The organism is Phenylobacterium sp., from assembly GCF_044372605.1.
Taxonomy (GTDB): domain Bacteria; phylum Pseudomonadota; class Alphaproteobacteria; order Caulobacterales; family Caulobacteraceae; genus Phenylobacterium.
The window spans coordinates 17,454-38,686 of the sequence record NZ_JBILRO010000005.1 but is presented as its reverse complement, the minus strand read 5'-3'; the positions used below and the strand labels follow the sequence as shown (position 1 = coordinate 38,686).

Below are 21,233 nucleotides of genomic sequence, written 5' to 3'. Positions count from 1 at the left end.
GTATCCTTGGCCGCGGGCGGAGGCGCCATTCGCGGAGCCGCCAGTTTAGGTCGGGTCGCAAAGGCCGCCAACGCGACCGAGCGCGCCTATCTGGCCGCGAACCCTGGTATCGAAGCGAGTTTTGCGCGGCCATACTCTAAGAAGCTCATGAGCCATCATATTCTGAACCGCGGCGCGAAACTGCCGAAGGTGCTAGGCGGCGGACCCTACCCGGAGTGGCTCATCGAGAGCGAACTCAACAAAATCCGCCATGACCCGGGTGTGACATATCGCGATCTCTACCGAAATCACCGCGGTGTAGGCGGAGATCGGCATTTCTCTGGCGGAAAGATTCCTGACAAGTTTGGCGGAGGTCGGTGGAGAACCGAGGACTTGGGTTGGGACACCTATGGTCCGCTTGATCGGTTGAACTATGGGACCTCACCGTACACAAAAGGGGTAGTCGGACCCGTCCTTGTCGGAGGTGTAGTCGACAAGCGCACCCGCGGAGAGGCACCATGATTGTGCGGGAGTTTGCAGAGTTCAAGACCACAATCCCCGAAGATGGCGACCACTACGCCGAAGGCGGGAAGGCTTACGCTACCGACGTCGCCATCGCGATCAGCGAGATCCTGAACGATATTGGATACGACGCCGATCCGCCGGAGAATGCGGGCGATCACGGCTGGGACTTCGAGGTCCGGATCAAGGGGTATCCGGAAGGAAGCCGCGTCTGGTGCACGATCACCTTGATCGGAGACTACGTTCTACGGTTTGAAAACAAGACCTGGGGATGGCGGGGAAGGGCGCGAAAACGCTATCCGCAACCCTATGTCGACGCTCTGCGCGATCTGAGTCAGGCGATCAGGGCCGACCCGAGGTTCTATGATTTACGCTGGGCGGATCATTTCGACGACCTCGAGACCGACAAAGCCGCACCCGACCCTGTGGGCGAAGGGTAGCTGGTGACCAGCGACGCCCGCGATCTCGGACAGTCTGGAAAGTCCGATGCCTACTCCACCTCGTCCGGCTTCACAGCCACCACCTCGCCTGCGTCGATCCGCACCTCGGGCACAGCCTCGCGGGTGAAGGGCAGGTACCATGTCGCCCCATGTTCAGGCTGGACTTCCAGCAAGTCGCCGGCGCCGAAGTCCTGCACCGCCTTAACCTTGCCCAGCGGCTCGCCATCCGGCGACACGACCGCCAGTCCGATCAGGTCGGTGACATAGAACTCGTCGTCGTCGGGTTCGGGCAGATCGGCGCGGGCGATGTAGAGTTTCAGGCCGCGCAGGGCCTCGGCCTGATCGCGGGTCTGGACCTCGCGGGTCCAGACCACGACGCTGCCCTTGGAGGCGCGGCCTGACGTGATGGTAAGGCCGGGCGACCCGTCCTCACGCAGCAACGCACCATAGTCCACCAGAGCCAGCGGCTCGGCGGTAAAGCTGGTGATGCGGATCTCGCCGCGGACCCCGAAGGCGCCCGCGACACGACCCACCTGGATGAGATCCTGGCTCATCCAGTCGCTCCCTAGGCCTTGGGTTCGCCTTCGGGGGCGGCCTCAGCAGCAGCCGACTCTTCGGCCGGAGCCTCGGTAGCGGGGGCTTCTTCGGCGGCGGCAGGTTCAGCGGCGACTTCTTCCGCAGCCACAGGTTCAGCGGCGGCTTCAGCCGGAGCCTGTTCAGCGGGTGCAGCTTCGGGAGCAGCTTCCTCGACGACGGCCGGGGCTTCCTCGGCCACCGGCTCCTCGACCACCGGCGGCGGATTGGCGGCGGCCTCAGCGGCGGCGGCCGCGCGATCGGCTTCCTTTTGCGCCTTCTCCTCGGCGCGCTCGTTGGCCTTGCGGCCAGGCTTGCCCTTGGTCGGGTTGTTGCTGGCGGTCCATTTCACAACGCCGACCTTGCCGAGCTCACGCGCCACGCGGTCGGTGGGCTGGGCGCCCTTGGCCATCCATTCCTGGATGCGCTCGACCTTCAGGACCACGCGGTTCGGGTCGTCCTTCTTGAGCAGGGGATTGTAGGTTCCGACCTTCTCGATGAAGCGACCGTCGCGGGGCGAGTGGCTGTCAGCGATCACGACGGAATAGTAGGGGCGCTTCTTGGTGCCGCCACGGGCGAGACGAATTTTCAACATGGGATAGATCCTTGGTTTTCTGTCTATTTCTTGAACGGGTTAAAGCCTTGCGGCAGGCCACCGCCGCCGAGGCCGGGGAGTTTCGGCATGCCGCCGGGCATGGATTTCAGCTTGGCGGCCATCTCTTCCATCTGCTCGGGCGTTGGCGCCTGGCCGCCGCCCATCTGGGCCAGTTTCGACATATCCATGCCGCCGCCGCCCAGCATCTTGGCCATCTGGCCAAAGCCCTTGCCGCCGTTCTTGCTCAGCGACTTGAAGGTGTCGGCCATCTGCCGGTGTTGCTTCAACAGGCGGTTGATCTCGGCCACGTCGACCCCGGCGCCCTTGGCCACGCGGCGTTTTCGCGAGGCAGCCAGGATGTCCGGTTTTGATCGCTCCTGCTTCGTCATCGACGAGATGATCGCCAGCTGACGGTCGAAGGTCTTGTCGGACAGACCGCTCTGGGCGATCTGTTGCTTCATCTTCTGTACGCCGGGCAGCAGGCCCATCATGCCTTCCATGCCGCCCATACGCTTCATCTGGCTGAGCTGGTCGGCCATCATGTCGAGGTCGAACTGGCCCTTGGCCAGCTTGCGCGCCGTGGCTTCCGCCTTGGCCATGTCGAGTTCTTGCGTCGCCTTCTCGACCAGGGCGACCACGTCGCCCTGACCCAGGATACGGCCGGCGATCCGCTGGGCGTCGAAGACGTCGAGGCCATCGATCTTTTCCGATACGCCGAGGAACTTGATCGGCAGACCGGTGACGGCGCGCATGGAGAGGGCTGCGCCGCCCCGGCCATCGCCATCGGCCCGGGTCAGCACCAGGCCCGTCAGCGGCAGACGCTCATGGAAGGCCTTGGCGGTACGCACCGCGTCCTGACCGGTCAGGGCGTCGGCGACCAGCAGGGTTTCGGCGGGGCTGGAGATCTTCGCGATCTCGGCGGCCTCGCTCATCATCGCCTCGTCCAGCGTGGTGCGGCCGGCGGTGTCGAGGATCAGGATATCGAAGCCCTGGAGGCGGGCCGACTGCATGGCGCGGCGGGCGATGTCGGGCGCGGCCTGGCCGGCGACGATGGGCAGGAAGCTGGCGCCGGCCTGCTCGGCCAGCATGCCCAACTGCTCCATCGCGGCGGGGCGCCGCGTATCCAGCGATGCCATCAGGACCTTCTTGCGCTCGCGCACAAGCCGCAGCGCCAGCTTGCCCGCGGTGGTGGTCTTGCCCGAGCCCTGCAGGCCGGCCATCAGGATCACCGACGGCGGGTTCAGCGAGATGTTGAGGCCCTCGGCCTCGCCGGTCCCGCCCAGCATGTCGACCAGGCCGTCGTAGGTGATCTTGACCACCTGATCGGCGGGGCGCACCGAGCGGATCACGGCCTCGCCGGTGGCGGCCTCGGTCGCCTTGGCGATGAAGTCGCGCACCACCGGCAGGGCGACATCGGCCTCGAGCAAGGCGACGCGGATCTCGCGCATCACCTCGGTGACGTCCTTTTCGGACAGCACGCCGCGGCCCGAGAGCCGGTCAAATACCGAAGACAGCCGATCTGTCAGCGCGTCGAACAAACTCGTCTCCTATAGCCAAAACGCAGTCGACCCCCGTGGACGATCACGTCGACGGGGGGCCTCGCCGCCCTCGTCTCAGATAAGTCCTGAGGGTCGTGGCGGTAGAGGGCGCTGACCAAGGTTGGCGCCGGAAGGGGCGGCTTATGCGCCGAAGAGGGTGTTCAGGTCAAGGAAGGGGGCTTTTGCAAGCTAACGTCGGCTCTTCCTGTCGCCTGCCGCGTCAGGGTTGGCTTCATTCTGTCGCCGCCTCAATCGCATCGATATCCGGGTCGGACAGCCCGAAATGGTGGCCGATCTCGTGGATCAGCACGTGGGTGACCAGTTCCTCGAGGGTCACCTCGCCATTCTCGGCCCACTCGTCGAGGATGGGTCGACGATAGAGGAAGATCCGGCTCGGCTCGGGCTCCGCGCCGAAGCCGGAGCGCTCGGCCAGGCTGACGCCTGAATAGAGGCCGGTCAGTCCAAACGGGTCCTCCATGCCCAGCTCGGCCAGGACGTCGGCTTCCGGAAAATCATCGACCCTGATCACCACCTCACCGGCCAGCCTGCGAAAGGCCTCGGGAAGGGCGGTGAAGGCGTGACCCGCGATCTCGGCCAGGTCGTCGAGGCTGGGCGCATGGCCGGTCACGGGGTTACTCATCAGGCATGACAATATGTGGCGCCTCTGGCGGCCGGATTTCAAACAGGCCGATATCCAGCGGCTGTTGCGGTTTGACGGGGCGCAGCGGCGTGCGCGCAATCGCCTGCAATGTTTCAGGCGTCAGTTCCTGTTTTGACTTGCGCGCCTGCCGGGCCTGCGGTGCCTCCAGCGGTCGCTCGGCGGTGGCGATGCGCCAGTAGGAGATGCTGAGCCGCCAGACCGTCTGCGGCGGCCGGGGCGGCGTCGGCCAGCGTTGGCCGTCCACGAAGGTGGGCTCGACCGATCGGGCGCGGGGTGTTCCCTCGGCCACCTGCTCAATCAGGCGGCAAAAGCGCTCTTCCGGGTCTGGCGTAGAACCCGTTCGCTCGTCGTCCACGCGACCAGCATAGGCGTCGAGCGCAGCAGTGCGGGTCGCGAAGGCCGGGCCAACGGCGTCGGTGGTGAAGACGACATCCACTCCAGCCCGACGGCGCGCGTCGCTCATCCGGCCGGCGCGGCCGAGCGGGCGCAGAAGGGCCTGCTCAGCGTTGGCGGCCAACGGGTAGAGGATCGCGGTCATCGGGGCATTCTGGCGGAAAAACCTTTCCGAATGAACGCCCGTCGCGCGTGCGGGCGATCAAACCCCGGCCTAAGGTGTGGAAGACTGATTCGCCGGGGCGTTCATGAGTGCGCACGAACTGATGCTGGCGGCAGCGGCGGGCGCAGTCTGCCTGGCGCTTTCGACCGTCCTCTGGGCCTTTGCCCAGCGTCGCGCTGCGGATCGTCGCGTGGCGGACCTGATGACCCGCATCCGTCGCCTGGAGGCCGGGGCCGAGACCGCCCAGGCCTCGGCAGAAGCTTTCGATTCCGCTCTGCTGGCCGTGGAGGATGGCCATTGTCTGCTGGCCTCAGGCGAAGAGAGTCTGGGTGTTTGCTGCGAAGCCCTTGGCCTGGTCGGGGGCGATCCGCAGGCCATGCTCAACGCCTTGATGCGGGCGGATCCCGACCATGCGCGACGGCTCCGCGCCCTGTTCGAGCGCGGTGAACCCTGCGCCTTCGAGGTCAAGGGGCCGGGCGGCGTCTGTACTGTGGAGGGCCGCGCCGCCGGCGCGCTGGCCTGGTTGCGGGTGTCTGCGGTGCTCGGAGAAGATCCCGGCTTGCCCACCGCACCGCGGTTCGCCGCCTTTCTTGACGCTCGCATAAGCCCGGCCTGGATCGCAGCGGCCGACGGCTCGCCGGTATGGGTCAACGCCGCCTGGCTCAAGGCCGTGGACGCCGTCAGCCTCGATGACGCGGCGCGCCGGGGTGCGGCTTTTGATCGTGGCGCCGACGCCATCGCCTGCGAGGCGGCCAACCTTGGCCAACGTCGTGAGGCCATGCGCTGGCTGAGCCTCGGGGGCCGCCGCCGTGCGTTCCATATCGCCGCCCAGCCCCTGGAAGGTGGAGGCGTCGGCGTGTGGACCGAGGACCTCACCGATCTTGAGGAGGCCCGGGAGGACGCCAGGCGCAATGTCGAGGCCCACGACGAGACGCTGAACCGTATCGACGACGCGGTGGTGATCTTCGACCAGGCCAAGCGGCTGAAGTTCCATAATACCGCCTTTGCCGAACTCTGGAGCCTGGAGCCGGCCTGGCTGACCGAGCGGCCAACCCACGGCGAAGTGCTGGATCGCCTGCGCCAGCGCCGCCGCATTCCCGAAACCGCCGACTACGCCAAATGGAAGGCTGCCGAGCTCGAACATTACGAACACCTGGACGCGGCGCCCGACGACATGTGGAGCACGCCGGACGGACGGACGTTGCGCGTGGCGCGCCAACCGCATCCGATGGGCGGGCTGCTGCTGCTGTTTTCCGACATCACCGGCGAGCTGAAGATGAAGGCCCAGTACAACGCCTTGATCCAGGTCCAGCAGGCCACACTCGACAAACTCTCCGATGCGGTCGCCGTGTTCGGGTCCGACGGCCGGATCCGTCTCCACAACGAGAGCTTCGAGAAGTTCTGGAACATCACGCCGCTCCAGCTGGAGGCCGCAGGCGACTTCGAGGGCGTGGTTGAGCTTTGCGTCCACAAGCTGCACGACATGACGTTCTGGAAGGAGCTCAAGGGCCGCGTCGCCGACCCCGACCCGTCCGCGCGCATGCCGATCACCGGCGAGGCCCAGACCTCCGACGACCGCACCCTGGAGTATCGCTCGCGGCCGCTGCCCGACGGCGCCACCCTGATCGCTTTCACCGACGTCACCGACGCACGTCGGCTGGAAAGTGCGCTGGCGGACCGTGAGCAGGCCTTGAGCGAAGCCGAGCGGCTGAAGCGGGATTTCGTCGGCAACGTCTCCTATGAACTGCGCACGCCGCTCACGACCATCATCGGCTATTCCGAGATGCTGGAACACGCCGGAGATGCGCTTCCGGCGCGCTCGCGCAGCCATGCAGCCGCCGTGAAGGCCGCCGCCATCCAGTTGGCCCGCTCCATCGACGACGTCCTCGACATGGCCCAGATCGACGCTGACGAGATGGCGCTCAACCTGACCGAGGTGAACGTGGCCGATCTCCTGAGCGAGGTGGTGGCCCGCTGGCGCGATGACACGGCCGCCGGCGGCATCCAGTATGTGCTGCAGAGGGCCGATGGTGTGGGCGTGATCCGTGGCGATCGGCGGCGCCTGGCCCAGATCCTCGACCACCTGATTGAAAACGCCGTCGCCCAGACACCCGCCGGCGGCACGGTGACGGTGGCGGCCCGCAAGACATCCGGCGAGGTTCAGCTCAAGGTCTCGGACACCGGACGCGGGATCCCGTTCCACGTGCAGGCGCACATCTTCGACCGCTTCATCGGCCGCGAGCGCGGCGGGCCGGGCCTCGGGCTGGCGCTGGTCAAGGCGCTGACCGAGCTGCACGGCGGCTGGGTGGCGCTCGAGAGCGAACCCGGCGCCGGCGCCACCTTCACCTGCCACCTGCCCGAGGAAACCCAGACTGTGAGCCAGCCCCGGCTAGGCTTTGGTTGAGCGGGTCAAGCACACGGAACTATCATGCGGATCATTGGCATAGCGGCAGCCCCGGCCCAGGAGCTGCTCAAGCGCCTGGATGCCAACACCGTTAAGGAACTGCGCACCTTCGCACCATGATGGGGTCTCAGATCGCCGTATAGCCGCCGTCGATGACCAGTTCGGCGCCGGTCATGAAGCTGCTCTCGTCCGAGGCCAGGAAGACAATCCCGTCCGCGATCTCGCGCGCGACACCCAGGCGGCCCATGGCATGCCGCGAGATGATGCCGTCGCGCATTTCATTGCCATTATCCGACTGCTGGATCGCGTTGATCACCATCGGGGTCTCGATGAAGCCCGGATGCACGGAATTCACCCGCACGCCCAAGGGTGCCAGCTCAAGCGCGGTGGACTTGGTCAACATCAGGACCCCGCCCTTGGATGCGCAATAGGCCGGCGCTCCGGCCAGGCCGACTTTGCCCAGGATTGAGGACAGATTGATGATCGAGCCGCGGCCGGCTTCGACCATCGCCGGCGCGACGGCCTTCATGCCCAGGAAGGTGCCATCGAGGTTGATGGAGATCATGTTGCGCCAGGCTTCGAACGTCACCTGAAGCAATGGCCCCCCGCCGCTGGCGATGCCGGCGCTGTTGACCAGAATATCCAGGCGACCGAACCGGGCCATGACGGCAGCGACCACCTCGGACCATCTAGCTTCGTCGGTCACATCCTGCGCCATGAAGACGGCTGTGTGGCCTTCTGCCGTGATCTCATCGGCCACCGCCTGTCCTGCCTCGGCGGACATGTCGGTCAGTACGATGGCCGCACCCTCGCGCGCCAACCTGCGCGCGCTCTCCGCGCCGAGTCCCGACGCGCCACCCGTGATCAGCGCCACCTTGTCCTGAACCCGCCCCGCCATTGCTCCGCTCCCTCGTGCTGCTGTTTGAAACACCTTAGCCACTGGATGAGGGCCGAGTCCCACGCTCCAACGCCCACCGGCAATTTCGGGATTGATTATAGTTTAGCACTAAATCATAATCATCGCAGGCGACGGGCCCGCCAGCGGGGCGTGATCTTCCGCGCCGGTGGAGCCAGACGCATCATGCGCCCGTTCTATCTTGCAGGCGCCGCCCTGCTGCTGTTCCAGGCCTTCGGGATCTTCCTGCCAATGAGCGTCCTCGGCGCCGCAATCGACTGGCCGGCCAGTCTCGATTTCCCAGCGGCCCAGGTTTTGCCGCTGATTCACGCCCAGGAGGAGGCCGTCCGCCTGGGCTATGGCCTGTATCTCGGCTGGTCGCTGACCTTCGCCGCCAGCGCCGCCCTGATTGTCGGCCTGGCCAGGGGTGACAAGCCCATGAGCGCACTGGCCACCCTGGCCATTGGGCTTGGCGTCGCCTCGGCGCTTGCGCGCGCGATCGGTATCGTGCGCTGGCTGACAGGCTCCAGCGCCCTGGCAGACGCCTATGCTCTTGCCCCCGCAGGGTCATCCGAACGCCTCGCCATCGAGACGACCCAGATGGCGATCAACGCCTATGGCGGCTCTATCGGCGAGGATCTGGGCGTCTCGGCATTCGCCGCCCTCTGGTTGATTTTCGCTGGCGCCGTGATCCTGAAGGACAGGGGCCTCCCGGCCTGGCTGGGCTGGCTCGCCTTCCCCGTCGCCGCCGTCTCGGCCATGCCCGCTGTCGCTCTCGTAGGTCTGCAGTCGCCCGTCGATGTGGTGATCGCCACCACCGCCATGCTGCTCTGGATCGCCGCCGCGGCGGGCGTGCTGGGCCTCCGAGGCTTGAAAAGGGTTTGAGCCAGACCGGCTCATCGCCTATCCTCGGCGCGTGATGTCGCCCCTCGGGGCGGTGTTGCAATGACATCGCGTCGGTAACGGGAATTGAGTGCGGTCGCCTGCGCGTCCAAATCTCAGGCTGTCCCTGCAACTGTAAGCGGCGAGCGTGATGCGCACGCGGTCTCTCATTCGGGACTGCAGCCACTGGGACTGACCCGTTCATGCGGGAACGTCCTGGGAAGGCGCGCATCGGGCGTTGACCCGTGAGCCAGGAGACCGACCGGCGCGGGTCGCTCTTGCCGGGCTCAGGGATTGGCCAGGCGCGAAAAGACTTCGTCTGAGCGACGAACGTGCGGTCGGGGCCGCATCGGTGTTTGCCGGGGGACGCTCACGCGTCCGTCCGCCGACGACGCCGACCGTTCGCGCGGACGCCCTGGCCATTCCTCGCTCGACGCCCGGAATGTGATTCTGGTCATGAAAATTCTGATCTCTCTTATCGCCTTGGCTGCTGCGCTCGCTCCCGACGCGGTCTCCGCCCAGACCCCGAAACCCACCGTGGTGGACACCCTGGTGGTCACCGCCACCCGCTCGGGCAAGGCTCAAACCACGGTGCAGATTGGCGGCTCCGTCACCCTGCTTTCGCCCGAGGTTCTGGAACGCCGCCAGTTGCGCGACGTCTCCGACATCCTGCGCGATGTGCCGGGCGTCGCCGTCAGTCGCATCCCCGGCCAGGTCCAGGTCCGCCTGCGCGGGACCGAGGGCAACCACACCCTGGTCCTGATCGACGGTATCGAGGTTTCGGACCCCTTCGCCGGGGAGTTCGACTTCGGCTCTTTGATCGCCGATGACGCCGCCCGCGTGGAGGTGCTGCGCGGTCAGCAAAGCGCCCTCTACGGCTCCGACGCCATCGGCGGGGTGATCCACTACATCACCGGCACCGGTCGTGAGGCGCAAGGCGCCAGCGCCCGAATCGAGGGCGGATCGTTTGGTGCCTTCAACGCCGCCGGTCGAATCGCCGGCGTCGTCGGTGACCTCGACGCCGCCCTGACAGCCTCGCTTGTAACCACCGAGGGATCTCCCGGAGCCCGGGGCGGCACGCGGAATCTGGGCCGCCAGAGCGGCGCAATTTCCCTCAAGTCCACCTGGTCGCCCGCGCCAAACCTGCGTCTGACCGCCGTAGGCCGCCTTGCCCGCACAGCAGGCGACAACAACAACAGTGAGTCCCGCACCGCCAGCCCCACCTTTGGCTTCATCATCGACAGCCCCGGCGTCCGCTTCGAACAGCGTTCGCTGAACGGATCCCTGCGCGGCGAACTCGACCTGCTGGACGGCCGCTGGACCCACGCCCTCTCGGCTCAGGTCGCCGACTACCAGCGCGATGGCTTCAACCTGCGCGGCCGCAGTTCCGGCAACGAAGGCCGCCGCAGCAAGGCCGCCTACGAGACTTCCTTCCGGCTCGGCCAGGAGACCGCCCGCCAGCACCTGACCTTCGCCGCCGACGCCGAGCGCGAGACCTTCCGCAACACCGACCCTTCCGGCTTCGCCTCAAGAGGTCGCCGCAACGCCGGCAACCTGGGGCTCGTCGGTGAGTACGGTCTCGATCTGAACGATAACGCCGCTTTCGGCGCGTCAGTCCGCCACGACGTCAACGACCGGTTTGCCGACGCCACCACCTGGCGGGTCCAGGGCAGCTACCGCCTCGCCAACGACCTGCGCCTGCGCGCCGCCGCAGGGTCCGGGGTCAAGAATCCTGGCTTCTATGAACTCTACGGCTTCGTGGACGGGCGCTTCATCGGCAATCTGGACCTCAAGCCCGAGCGCTCCGAGGGCTGGGAGGCCGGCGTTGAACGGGCGTTTGCCGATGGTGCCATTCTGGTGGGGGCGACGTACTTCGACAGCCGCCTGAAGGACGAAATCTTCACCAGCTTCCCGCCGCCGCGCTTCATCGCCTCGCCGGCGAACCGCGCCACCCTCTCAAAGCAGCGCGGGGTCGAGACTTTCGTCCGCGCCCAGCTCACCCCGGCCTGGCGCATCGATGCGTCCTATACATATCTGCGCGCCCGCGAAAACGGCGTCGAGGAAGCCAGGCGTCCGGACCATATCGCCAGCGCTGCGCTCAACTGGCGCGCACCGGGCGATCGGGGCGGCGTCAACCTGGTCGTCCGCTATACGGGCCGCCAGACCGACCTGGCCTTCATCAACCGCAACTTTGTGCCGTCCCGCGTAACCCTGAACGACTACACGCTGGTCAACCTGAACGGCGACCTGAAGATCAACGACAGCCTTGCCCTGTTCGGCCGGGTCGAGAACCTGCTGAGCGCCGACTACGAAGACGTCTTCAGCTTCGTCAGTCCTGGCCGCACCGCTTACGCCGGCCTGCGCGCGCGATTCTGAGATCTAGGGCACCGCGACGGCGTGATGCAGCTCGAGGCCGACGGCGTGGTTGCGGGGAAACCCCTTCCACGCCGCGCCAGGCCCGCCGGGGCTGATCGCGCCATAGCCTGCAGGGCCGCTGGTCGGCCATTTCGTTGCGTTGGAAAATGGCGTGTCGGTGGTCAGGTATGCCAGGCGGCTTGCATCGCCCTTGACCCAATAGTCCAGGAAGGCGGTGATCATGTGCTGCTGGACCGCCGCCGTGCGCGCCTTGCTCCAGACCGGGTCCTCGAACCAGTCCTGATCCCAGATCCGGGCTCGCATCTGATCCGGCGCGCCGTTCATGCCAATGTTGTGACCGCCGTTCTGGAACACCAGCAGATAGCGGTCGGCCTTCACCGCCTGCTCAAAGATCGTTCGCACCCCGTCGGCGAAACCCACCGTGCGGTCGCGGTCCCCGCCGATCACAAGCAAGGGAGTTTTGAGGCCGGCAAGACCAACCGGCCCCCAGGCCCTGAAGCTCCCGCCACCCGCCGGCGCCATCACCGCCACGGCCTTCAATCCTGGAATGGCGAAGTCACCCGCCCTGTCCCCGCCGCGCGCATAGGGCTTCATCTGTCCACCTGGAACGGCGAGCGCCGCCCGTCCTGCCGGATCAAGGCTGGCCCCGGCCACGGTCAGGGCGCCGTAGCCCCCCATGGAATAGCCGACCACCGCCACCCGATCCGGATCGAGGTTGGTGAGGCTCCCGTCCCGCGCCTGGGCGATAAGGGCCCGGGCCACAAAGCTGATGTCCAGCGGCCGCCGGAGCAACGGCTGCCCGGCCCTGGACAGGTCGCTGATATCCGGATCGCGGTGATGGATCGCGGCCACCACATAGCCCTTGGAGGCCAGGTTCTCGGTCAGCCAGGTCATGGCCGCGGGCGTCCCGCTATAACCGTGCGAAACAATCACCAGCGGGAATCGTCCAGCAGCTGGCGCCGCGCCGCGCACCGCCAGACCTTCCACTGTAAACGCCGCCGGCTTGCGCGGCGGCTCGCTGGGCAGGCTGTCCGCATAGGTCACGGTCCTGGCGCCCGTCCGCACCACCGCCGGGTACCAGATGTCCACAGGCAAAACCCGCTCCGCCCCGCCCGGCTGGCTGCGGTCCGTCAGGGTGATCGCACGCAAGCCTACGCCATGCGGCCCCAGCCGGGCCAGCTCCGGCGCATCGACGCCCGGCCGGCTGAGTGGTTCCGCCGACGCCCCGGCGCACCAGAGGGCCAGCGCCAGTCCGATCCAGACTCTCGACATTCTCCGCCCTCCACCGTGTCCTGCGCCCGCTGTAGGCGGACCGCGAGAGTCGCACCAGACAAAGCGGGAACAAACCCGTCTTATTGTCTACCGGCCCCGGGCGTTGCAGTTTCGCCCCGTTCAATATCGGAGCTTACCATGCCGGCGAAGAAGACAGCCATCAGCCACCTGAACAACGGCCGGACCCCGCATATCGTCCACATGATCCCCCCGGGCGCCCCGGGCTTCAGGGAGGCGATGGGCGGCGCGATGGTGGTCTCCAGTCCGGCGGAGGTCGACGCTCTTGTCCGTACCCTCGGCCCCGGCGAGGTGGTGACCCTGGATGATCTTCGCGCGGCGTTGGCGCGACGCCACGAGGTGGCGGTCGCCTGTCCGGTTTCAACGGCCATCTTCGCCAATATGAGCGCCCGCGCCGCCGAGGAGCGCCGCGCAATGGGGGTATCCGCAGACGAGCTTACGCCGTGGTGGCGCGTTCTGAAACGCGGCGGTCTTCTGAACCCGAAGCTTCCAGGGGGTGTCGAGATGCAGGCCTACAGGCTCCGGGAAGACGGCGTGCGCTGCAGCTCCCTGGGTCGCCACATAGGCGTCCACGACTTTGAGTCCCGCCGCCCGTCAGACCCGATCGAAGTACGGGTTCCGGAAATCTGAGGGCCTGGTTTGCGCATGCCGATCAAGGCGGCGCATTTCCACCACCGCCTACCGGGAAACCCACGGCGCCCGGGTCCGCGACGACGACTTGGCTGCGGCCTGCTCCCGCTGGAATCGTCCGCCCCGGGGCGGCTTGGGACGCGCGGCCAGCGCCGCCTGTTTCAGGCGGAGCACCCGCTGGATCGGGGTCTCGTCGGGATCATCGGTCATGGCCGGGATTGAGCCACGAACCCCGCACGCCGCTTAGTGCTGGCTTTCCGGCAGGTTGACGACCAGGCCGTCCAGCGCGTCGCTCATCTTGATCTGACAGGCGAGGCGGCTGTTGGGCTCAACACCCTCGGCGAAGTCCAGCATGGACTCTTCCATGGCCGACTTCGTGCCGGTCTTCGCCAGCCATTCGTCTTTCACATAGACGTGGCAGGTGGCGCAGGCGCAAGCCCCGCCACAGTCGGCGTCGATGCCGGGAATGTTGTTCTTCACGGCCCCTTCCATGACGGTCAGACCGTTCTTGACGTCGATGACGGTCTCGGTGCCGTCGTGCTGGATATAGGTGACTTTAGCCATACGCCCCTCATACGCCGCGTTCAGGCGGCGACCTCTTTCATGGAAATGGTTGGGTCCGCAAGTCTGGCTTTGTCTACCGGCTTGCGATTCAGGATCAGAAGCTTGCCCATCATGAACTCGGGGGGCGAGTTGATCGCCTCCACGGACTGCACCTGGTCACCCTTCAGATGGAATATTGCGAACTTCGCGGTCGCGGGATCGCCACGCAGGATCACGTTGTCCGCGTCGAACGCATAGCCTGCGATCTGCAGCTTCAGGTCAAACTGGTCCGACCACTGCCAGGGACATTCCCCGGCCGGGCGGGGGCGGCCCATGATGGCGCACGCGACCTGTTTGGCCTGCTCCAGGGCGTTGGGCACGCTTTCCATTCGGAACATGCGATCATAGATCGGCATTGGCCGGTAGGCCACGTCGCCGATGGCGAAGATGGCGGGGTCGGAGGTGCGAGCGTCCAGGTCCACGACCACGCCGCGCGAGGTTTCCAGGCCGGCAGCCTTGGCCAGTTCATCGTTGGGGTGCGCGCCGACCCCCACCACCGCAGCGTCGCAGGCGATCGTGCGGCCATCGGCCAGGGTCACGCCCGCGACCTTGCCGTCCTGGCCTTCGAACCCGGTGACGCTGGCGCCAAGTTCAAAGCGCACGCCGTGCTTTTCGTGATAGCCCTTGAAGAAGGTCGAGAGCGGCTCGGCCGCCACGCGCGCCAGCAGACGGGCCTCGCGCTCGATCACCACCACCTCGGCGCCCAGGGCCCGGCCCGAGGCGGCGACCTCAAGGCCGATATAGCCCCCGCCGACAACGGCCAGGGTCTTCCCGGGCCCGACCGCGGCCTTCAGCGCCTCGGCGTGGGCCGCCGTGCGCAGGAACAGGATGCCGTCGAGATCCGCGCCGGGGATCGGCAACGCAATCGCCCGCGCGCCGGTCGCCAGGATCAGGGTGTCGTAGTTCAACGCATCGCCGCTTGACAGGGCCACTGTCCTGGCCGCGCGATCAATGGCGGTCGCCGTTACGTCGGGTCGGAAGTCGATGTTGTTCTCGGCGTAGAATTCCAGCGGCTTCAGGGCCAGGGAGTCGGCGTCGGCCTCACCCTTCAACCAGGCCTTGGACAGCGGCGGGCGCTGATACGGCGGGATCGGTTCATCACCGATCAGGGTGATAGGGCCCCCATGGCCATACTGGCGCAGCAGAGCCGCAGCGGTTCCCCCTGCATGCCCCGCGCCCAGGATCACCACATGTGCGTCGCTCATGGCTTACTCGATGCCCAAAAGTGACAGTGGCGTCAACTTAAGCCTCTTTACCCCGACCTATCAATGACGCGGCTGATGACCCCGTCGCGGGCGGTCGGGCAGCCAGCACCGCATCGTTTCCAGGGAGGCTGGCAAATCTGCGCCAGAATCAAGAAGCCCCGACCGAGGTGTGACGTCCTCGTGCCGGGGCGATGGTCTTGACGAGCGCCGTGACTGGAGATCCGGAGCATCGCCTGCCGCAGCCCGAGCTGGCTGCGATTAGCTCAAGCACCGTAGCACCAACATTGCCGTCGGCCAAATCACTTTCATTTGTGAGGCATCGGGGAAGGCGCGGTCCTGACGCTCTCCTTCGTCAGGACCGCCCAGCCCTCTGCAGCGCGACCTTGGGCTCGGAACACGCACTGCATCTGACTGATGCGCCTGGTCAGGGGCGCAATATCCGACCTGAACTTCTCCAGAAAGCCCAGGATCGTGGAAGAGACGTCACGCGGCAGAGCTTTCCCTACGCGGCCCCGAAAATTAAATTGCGGCGGAAAGAGTGATCCCCACCGTCACCGGCCGTTGCGGGGTGATCTGGCGAACGAGGCCAGGATTGAAGGGATTACCAAACGCGAAGGTGTCGCTGAAAGAATCCAGTGGATTCAGGGCATAAACCTGCAAGCCTACCGGTCGTCCGGCCAATGCGCCGAAAACTTCTGCGGAAAGCTTGGTGCGCACGAACCCCCCGGTTTTCGGCTGGCTGGCATCGAAGGTGACACGCGACGGCCCCACATAGGTGAACTGGCCGACTAGCCGCAGGGTCCAGTCGCCGATCAGCGCCTGCTCGTAGCTGAGCAGGGCGCCTCCGGAAAATGCGGGTGCGCCGGGCAGGGCGTTCACGACCCTGGCGGTGAAATCTGAATTGGCGTCCGAGATCCTGACCGCCGAAACGCGGCCATTGACCTGGACCGTGAAGCCTCCCGCTCGCGCCGCGACCTCGGTCTCCATTCCCAATACCCGGGCGTCGCCAGCATTGATGGTGTAGGGCACGCCGGAGGGGCGATACTGGTCGGTCTGGATGTTGTTCCACATGTCATAGAACACCGACGAGTTTATCGACACGGCCCGCGAGAGTCCCTCCAGCTTCAGCCCGGCCTCGAGGTTGATCAGGCGGTCAGGCCGGAAGGTCGAGCGCTTCTCCGCCAACGGCACCGCACCGCCGGAGTTGATGCCCCCCGACCGATAGCCTTCCGAGGCGACCGCATAGGCCATGTTCCCGGGGCTGATCGCCCAGGTCATCGAAATCTTCGGCGACACGCCCCGGAAGTCCACCGACCGATCCAGCGAGCGAGGCGCGAAGTTTTCGGAATCCACATCGGAAAGGGTCCGGGTGTGGACGGCGAAGACGCGTGCGCCAAGGGCCAGGGTGACATCCGGCGTCAGTCGATAGGATCCCTCTCCATAGGCTGCCAACTCGCGTACGCGGTCGCGCCGGTCGTCGCCGTACACCGGGATGAGCGGCACCCGTGGCAGCTGGACCGAGTATTCCGTCGGCGACTCCACCGCAGTATAGGATCCATAGACGCCGGCCAGCCACTCCAGCGCTCCCGCGCCCCGGGAGGTGACGTAGAGGTCCTGCACCAGCATCCGCGTTCGCGTCCGCTCGGAATAGGCCGAGGTCACCCCGGTCCGGGTGTAGAGATCCTTGGTGGCGGTGGCGTCGAAAATGCTGCCGTAGCGATGCTGAACCACGCCGGTCGAGGAGACCAGATCACCCCAGCCCCAGGATCCCTTGATCGTCGCTGTCGCCAGTTCGATATCATTCACATGCGGCTCGCGGATGCGGACGGCGCGCTTCAGCCCCATGCCAGGGGCGGTGTAGTGGGTGTCGCGTGAGCGCAGGTGCTGGCCCGCCACCGTAAGCGTCGCCGACCAGGTGTCGTTGGGCTCGAAAGCCACCATCAGGCGGCCGCCGCGTCGGACCGTCTGATCGACGTCGCGGCGTTGCTGCAGGATGTCGTCCAGATAGCCGCCCTGAACCTCATCGTAGGCCGACAGCCGGATGCCCAGGTTGAGGGCCTCGATGGGCACATTCACATGACCTTCGACCGCGCCGCTGGGGGCGCCACCCCGGGTGATGGCGCCTGTGGCGCGAACCTCGGCCGAGAAGTCCACGAGGTCGGGCTTGCGAGTGACAATCCGATAGACGCCGCTGAGTGAGCCCGCTCCGAACAGGGCGCCCTGGGGCCCCCGGGCCACCTCCAGTCGCTCCACATCAACCAGGCGAAGGTCGGGATCCGGCGCATTGTAGTTTACCGGGATCTCATCGAGGTAGGTGGCCACGGTCGATCGCGTTCGGCCGGTGTGGGCGCCATCCGAAAGGCCCCGCAGCAAGAGCTTGTTGCGTCCGGGGCCGAGGTTCGTCACCAGCACGCCGGCGAACTGGCTGGCCGCCTGGCCCGCGTCCGACGCGCCGGTAGCCTCCAGCCCGACGCGTGGGATGGTGGTGATCGCCACGGCCAGTTCGCGTGCATTGCGAACCCGCTTGGTGGCGGTGACCAGAACGTCGGTCACGGTGACGGGGGGATCCGGCTTCGGCGGCTCAATCCGGGGGATCGGAGATATCTCCACTGCGCCGGGGGCGATCATGCGCCAGGTGCAGCGTGCGCCGGTCAGTGTCCTTGTGAGCGCCTGCTCCAGCGTCAGGGTGCCGGAAAGGCGGGTTGCCGAATAGCCCTCGCAGGACGCCGCGCCGATCAGGGTGACATTGGCCTGCTGGGCGATATCCAGCAGCGCCTCGGCGTAGGTCTGGGGTTCGATCTCGAAGCGTATACGCGCCGACGCAGCCTCGGCGGAGTCGCCGATTCCGAACGCCGTCGCCAGAAAGGCAGCGGCTACCAGATGCCGACGATCAAGAATATTCCGCTCCGACCTGACGCGCGCCCTACTTCCGGAGAAGCAGCAGCTTCTCGCCGGAAGGTATCGATCTTATAGGCAGCATCAAGCTCAGGCGCGCAACAACCGAAGCCTGATCATCCAGCACAATTACGCCGGTGACCGGCGTGCGGCCGAGCTCGGGATCGGAAACCTCGATCTGTTCGACAAACTGACGGTTCAGGTCGGCCACCACATTGGCCAGTGGTTCGGCGCGATAAACCAGCCGACCGGAGCGCCAGCTGAAGGTTTCCTGCGGATCGACAGCGCTCAGCCTTTCAAGACCCGTCCCGTCAATCTCCAGCCTCTGGCCCGCAGTGAGCAGGAAAGCGCGACCCGATGTCGCGGCCGCGGCCGGCCGGACATCCACCTTCCCGCGGGCGACCGTCACGCTCAGCCCGTCATGGCGATTGCGGACATCGAACTGGGTTCCGACAACGCGGACGACGTGGTTCGACGCCGCCACGATGAAGGGCCGACCCGCGTCATGCGCGACGTCGAAAATCGCCTCGCCGTCGGCCAGGGTGACGCGCCGCGCGCCCCGGCTGAAGCTCACGCTGAGTTTCGTTTCGGCATCGAGGTCGACCACCGAGCCGTCGGCCAGGGTGATCCGCTGATGCTGTCCCTTGCCCGTCGCGTAGCTCTGGATCGCGGGTCCGGCCAGCAGCGAGGGCATGACGGCAACCGCCAGCCCGGCCGCAACGGCGAACCCGCCGCCGCCAACCAGCCAGCGGCGCGAGAGCCCGGGCCGGGCTACCGCCCGTACAGGCCGGCTAGGCCGGCTTGCTGCCGCCAGCTCGACCAGCACAGCTTCGGCTGCGGCCTCATACTCGTGCCAGAGCGCGAGCGTGCGTCGGTAGGCACCTGCGTTGGCCGACGATTCCGCCAGCCAGGCCTCGAATTCAAGGGCGTCGGCTTCGGAGACATCGTCGCGCTGCAGGCGCGCGAGCCAGGCGCTGGCGTTTGCCATCGTCCCTTCCTCGTCGCTTACAATGCTAATCATCAGCCAGCCTGCTCGATCTGCGCGGTCCGCGCCGAACAGCGGGGGAGACGGCGCCGCGCCGCTCTACCCCTAGGTCGGGTGAGAGATTCATCTGCGCTCATGTCCGCAACCTCTGTGACAGGTTGGCGATCGCGGCCTGGATGTGTTTTTCGACCATCTTGACGGACACCCCCATGGCGCGCGCCGTCTCGGCCTGACTCTGTCCCTCCAGTTTGTGCAGCCGGAACGCCTGGCCCATCTTGGGAGGGAGGGCCGCCACCGCTTCTGCCAACAGACGGACCCGCTCCTTCGCCACCAGCACCTCATCGGCCGCCGGTTCACCGGTGACGTCTTCCCCGCCCACGGTGGCATGGGTGTCCATCCGCCATTGGCCGTTGCGTCGCGACGCGCGCTGAGAACTGCGGACATGGTCCACCATCAGGTTCGCGGCCATCCGATAGAGCAGGGCCGCCGGCGCCCGCACCTCTGCCCCGGCGTCCACGGCCGCGACCTTGATGTAGAGATCCTGGATCAGGTCCTCGGCAGTCGCCATGCACCGGGTCCGCGACGCCAGGAACAGCAGCAGGCTCTCGCGCTTCTCGATCAGCGCGTCGAGGAGCGGGCCGTGCTCTCCCGCCCGTTCTGTCGACCCCGCCGGCGCCAAGGCTACTCCCCAGGATTGTCGCGGCGTCCGCGACCCTTCGTTGCGCGTTGAATGGCGAAACTTAGCGCCTGAGCCAAGTGCTTTCACCCCAGAAGGCGAAAGTGATCTAGGCTTGATCCCGCGCCGTCCGCGCCAGAGCCGCCAGCGCCACAGCGGCGATCAGCGCGACCGGGGCCATGGAGAGGATCACGGCATCGGCGGTCACCCCGGCATTGCGCAATTCCCCGGCGATCAGAGGCCCGATGATCGACCCGAAACGGCCCACGGCCACTGCCGTACCGGCGCCGGCGGCCCGGACGTGGGCGGGGTAGAGCCGGGGCGCCACGGCATAGAGCGAGAACTGGGCGCCCATCACCAGAAACCCGGCGGCCGCCGAGAGGATCAGGATCAACGGCGCGGCCCCCGCAGACGCCAGCCCGGCCATGGCCCCTGCCAGTCCCAGATAGACCCCCACCAGCGGCCAGCGCCATCCGGCCCGATCGGTCAGGGCCGCGATCCCCAGTGATCCCACCACCCCCGCCAGGTTGAACGCCATGGCCGCGGCAAACCCCTCGGCGGGCGCCTGGCCCTTGGCGATCACCAGGGTCGGCAGCCAGTTGAGCGCCAGGTAGAGCACCACCAGCGTCATCATGAAGACCAGCCACAACAGCACCGTCGGCAGCGCGCGACCCTCGCCGAACAGGGCCCGCGAAAGGCTATGATCCGCCCCGGCCTGGGGCTCGGGCCGCGTCTCCGGCAGCCAGCGCGCGATCAGCGGGAGCAGTAACAACGGGATCACCCCGCCCGCGATGAAGATCATCCGCCAGTCCAGCGCCTCGCCCGCCAGCCGGCCCACCAGCGCCGCGATAGCGCCGCCCGTCGGCATGCCGCAGAACATTGCCGCCACAGTTCCAGCCCTGCGCTCGGGCCGGGCGATCTCGGTGGCGATGGCGATCAGGTTGGGCATCGCCCCGCCAAAGCCGATGCCGGTGGCGAATCGGGCCCAGAGCAGGGTGTCGTAGGTGGGGCTGAACGCCGTCGCCAGCGAGAACAGGCCAAAGGCGGCGACCGAGGCCATCAGCACCGGCTTGCGGCCGATCCGGTCGGCGAACCAGCCGCCCGCAAAGGCGCCGATCACCAGACCCACCATGGCCACGCTGGCGGCCCAGCCCTGCTGCGCCGGCGTCAGCCCCAGATCGGCCACCAGCTGCGGCGCAGCGATCCCGAACGCCTGGATGTCATAGCCCTCGATGGCGGCGATCAGGAAGCAGATCAGCACCACCAGGCCGGCGCGGTTTGCGGGTTTTGTCTGTTGGCTCATGGTTCTCCCCCTTCCGGGACCGTAGCGTCATTTACGTTGGTCGTAGAATTGGCTCACCCGCCCCTTCGCCCCTTGTGGGAGAAGGTGGCCTCGCGAAGCGAGGTCGGATGAGGGGTCGATAGTCCTCTCCGATAAGGCATTGAAATCATTTCGATAGGGCGGCGCGACCCCTCATCCGTCAGGCCTGCCACCTTCTCCCGCGAGGGGAGAAGGCACTCAGCACTG

20 protein-coding genes and 1 riboswitch are annotated in these 21,233 nt (G+C 66.7%); of the genes, 6 read left to right on the top strand and 14 right to left on the bottom strand.

The features are described 5' to 3' along the window. A partial coding sequence (locus ACIQ42_RS01160) for a hypothetical protein (protein WP_397420395.1) occupies window positions 1-501 on the top strand: 501 nt, incomplete at its 5' end. Then, complete coding sequence (locus tag ACIQ42_RS01155) at window positions 498-941, top strand: hypothetical protein (protein ID WP_397400645.1); 444 nt, start codon at window positions 498-500, stop codon at window positions 939-941. The genes ACIQ42_RS01160 and ACIQ42_RS01155, both read left to right, overlap by 4 nt. 50 nt (window positions 942-991) lie before the next feature. Here ACIQ42_RS01155 and rimM read toward each other — a convergent pair whose 3' ends face one another. The 5 genes from rimM to ACIQ42_RS01130 form a co-directional block, all read right to left on the bottom strand. Beyond that, on the bottom strand, window positions 992-1,495 hold the full coding sequence (rimM, locus tag ACIQ42_RS01150; protein WP_397420394.1) for a ribosome maturation factor RimM: 504 nt from the start codon (window positions 1,493-1,495) through the stop codon (window positions 992-994). A gap of 11 nt (window positions 1,496-1,506) precedes the next feature. Further along, the gene (gene rpsP, locus ACIQ42_RS01145) at window positions 1,507-2,109 is read right to left on the bottom strand and encodes a 30S ribosomal protein S16 (RefSeq protein ID WP_397420393.1); all 603 of its coding nucleotides are present in this window, start codon (window positions 2,107-2,109) and stop codon (window positions 1,507-1,509) included. Between the two features lie 23 nt (window positions 2,110-2,132). After that, a complete protein-coding gene (ffh, locus tag ACIQ42_RS01140) occupies window positions 2,133-3,647 on the bottom strand; it encodes a signal recognition particle protein (protein ID WP_397420392.1) in 1,515 nt (504 codons plus the stop codon). Window positions 3,648-3,879: 232 nt separating this feature from the next. Beyond that, a complete protein-coding gene (locus tag ACIQ42_RS01135) occupies window positions 3,880-4,287 on the bottom strand; it encodes a metallopeptidase family protein (protein ID WP_397420391.1) in 408 nt (135 codons plus the stop codon). Beyond that, window positions 4,280-4,846 carry a hypothetical protein gene (locus tag ACIQ42_RS01130; RefSeq protein WP_397420390.1) on the bottom strand — a complete coding sequence of 189 codons (567 nt, stop codon included), beginning with the start codon at window positions 4,844-4,846 and terminating at the stop codon, window positions 4,280-4,282. The genes ACIQ42_RS01135 and ACIQ42_RS01130 overlap by 8 nt, the downstream gene beginning before the upstream one ends. Window positions 4,847-4,949: 103 nt before the next feature. On the opposite strand from ACIQ42_RS01130, the gene ACIQ42_RS01125 reads away from it, so the two are divergent. Next, entirely contained in the window at window positions 4,950-7,268 is a 2,319-nt protein-coding gene (locus ACIQ42_RS01125; protein ID WP_397420389.1) for an ATP-binding protein, read from the top strand. Between the two features lie 127 nt (window positions 7,269-7,395). Here the strand turns inward: ACIQ42_RS01125 and ACIQ42_RS01120 are convergent, their stop codons facing one another. Beyond that, window positions 7,396-8,166 (bottom strand): SDR family NAD(P)-dependent oxidoreductase, encoded by a 771-nt coding sequence (locus ACIQ42_RS01120; RefSeq protein WP_397420388.1) that lies wholly within the window; start codon window positions 8,164-8,166, stop codon window positions 7,396-7,398. A gap of 183 nt (window positions 8,167-8,349) precedes the next feature. On the opposite strand from ACIQ42_RS01120, the gene ACIQ42_RS01115 reads away from it, so the two are divergent. Next, complete coding sequence (locus ACIQ42_RS01115) at window positions 8,350-9,048, top strand: DUF4386 family protein (RefSeq protein WP_397420387.1); 699 nt, start codon at window positions 8,350-8,352, stop codon at window positions 9,046-9,048. Window positions 9,049-9,103: 55 nt separating this feature from the next. Then, a riboswitch (cobalamin riboswitch) is annotated at window positions 9,104-9,327 on the top strand. 174 nt (window positions 9,328-9,501) lie between these two features. Next, the gene (locus ACIQ42_RS01110) at window positions 9,502-11,421 is read left to right on the top strand and encodes a TonB-dependent receptor plug domain-containing protein (RefSeq protein WP_397420386.1); all 1,920 of its coding nucleotides are present in this window, start codon (window positions 9,502-9,504) and stop codon (window positions 11,419-11,421) included. A gap of 3 nt (window positions 11,422-11,424) precedes the next feature. Here the strand turns inward: ACIQ42_RS01110 and ACIQ42_RS01105 are convergent, their stop codons facing one another. Continuing rightward, window positions 11,425-12,693, bottom strand: a complete 1,269-nt coding sequence (locus ACIQ42_RS01105) for an alpha/beta hydrolase family protein (RefSeq protein WP_397420385.1) — start codon at window positions 12,691-12,693, stop codon at window positions 11,425-11,427. Window positions 12,694-12,831: 138 nt separating this feature from the next. On the opposite strand from ACIQ42_RS01105, the gene ACIQ42_RS01100 reads away from it, so the two are divergent. Beyond that, window positions 12,832-13,341, top strand: a complete 510-nt coding sequence (locus tag ACIQ42_RS01100; protein ID WP_397420384.1) for a hypothetical protein — start codon at window positions 12,832-12,834, stop codon at window positions 13,339-13,341. Between the two features lie 48 nt (window positions 13,342-13,389). Here the strand turns inward: ACIQ42_RS01100 and ACIQ42_RS01095 are convergent, their stop codons facing one another. The 7 genes from ACIQ42_RS01095 to mhpT form a co-directional block, all read right to left on the bottom strand. Continuing rightward, a complete protein-coding gene (locus ACIQ42_RS01095; protein ID WP_397420383.1) occupies window positions 13,390-13,551 on the bottom strand; it encodes a hypothetical protein in 162 nt (53 codons plus the stop codon). 33 nt (window positions 13,552-13,584) lie between these two features. After that, complete coding sequence (locus tag ACIQ42_RS01090) at window positions 13,585-13,905, bottom strand: 2Fe-2S iron-sulfur cluster-binding protein (protein ID WP_397420382.1); 321 nt, start codon at window positions 13,903-13,905, stop codon at window positions 13,585-13,587. A 20-nt stretch (window positions 13,906-13,925) separates the two neighbouring features. Further along, a complete protein-coding gene (locus tag ACIQ42_RS01085) occupies window positions 13,926-15,149 on the bottom strand; it encodes an NAD(P)/FAD-dependent oxidoreductase (protein WP_397420381.1) in 1,224 nt (407 codons plus the stop codon). Between the two features lie 519 nt (window positions 15,150-15,668). Next, a complete protein-coding gene (locus tag ACIQ42_RS01080) occupies window positions 15,669-17,702 on the bottom strand; it encodes a TonB-dependent receptor (RefSeq protein WP_397420380.1) in 2,034 nt (677 codons plus the stop codon). Between the two features lie 370 nt (window positions 17,703-18,072). Then, window positions 18,073-19,032 (bottom strand): FecR family protein, encoded by a 960-nt coding sequence (locus ACIQ42_RS01075; protein WP_397420379.1) that lies wholly within the window; start codon window positions 19,030-19,032, stop codon window positions 18,073-18,075. A gap of 130 nt (window positions 19,033-19,162) precedes the next feature. Next, the gene (locus ACIQ42_RS01070) at window positions 19,163-19,708 is read right to left on the bottom strand and encodes an RNA polymerase sigma factor (RefSeq protein ID WP_397420378.1); all 546 of its coding nucleotides are present in this window, start codon (window positions 19,706-19,708) and stop codon (window positions 19,163-19,165) included. A 106-nt stretch (window positions 19,709-19,814) separates the two neighbouring features. Next, entirely contained in the window at window positions 19,815-21,008 is a 1,194-nt protein-coding gene (gene mhpT / locus ACIQ42_RS01065) for a 3-(3-hydroxy-phenyl)propionate transporter MhpT (protein ID WP_397420377.1), read from the bottom strand. Between the last annotated feature and the right edge of the window lie 225 nt (window positions 21,009-21,233).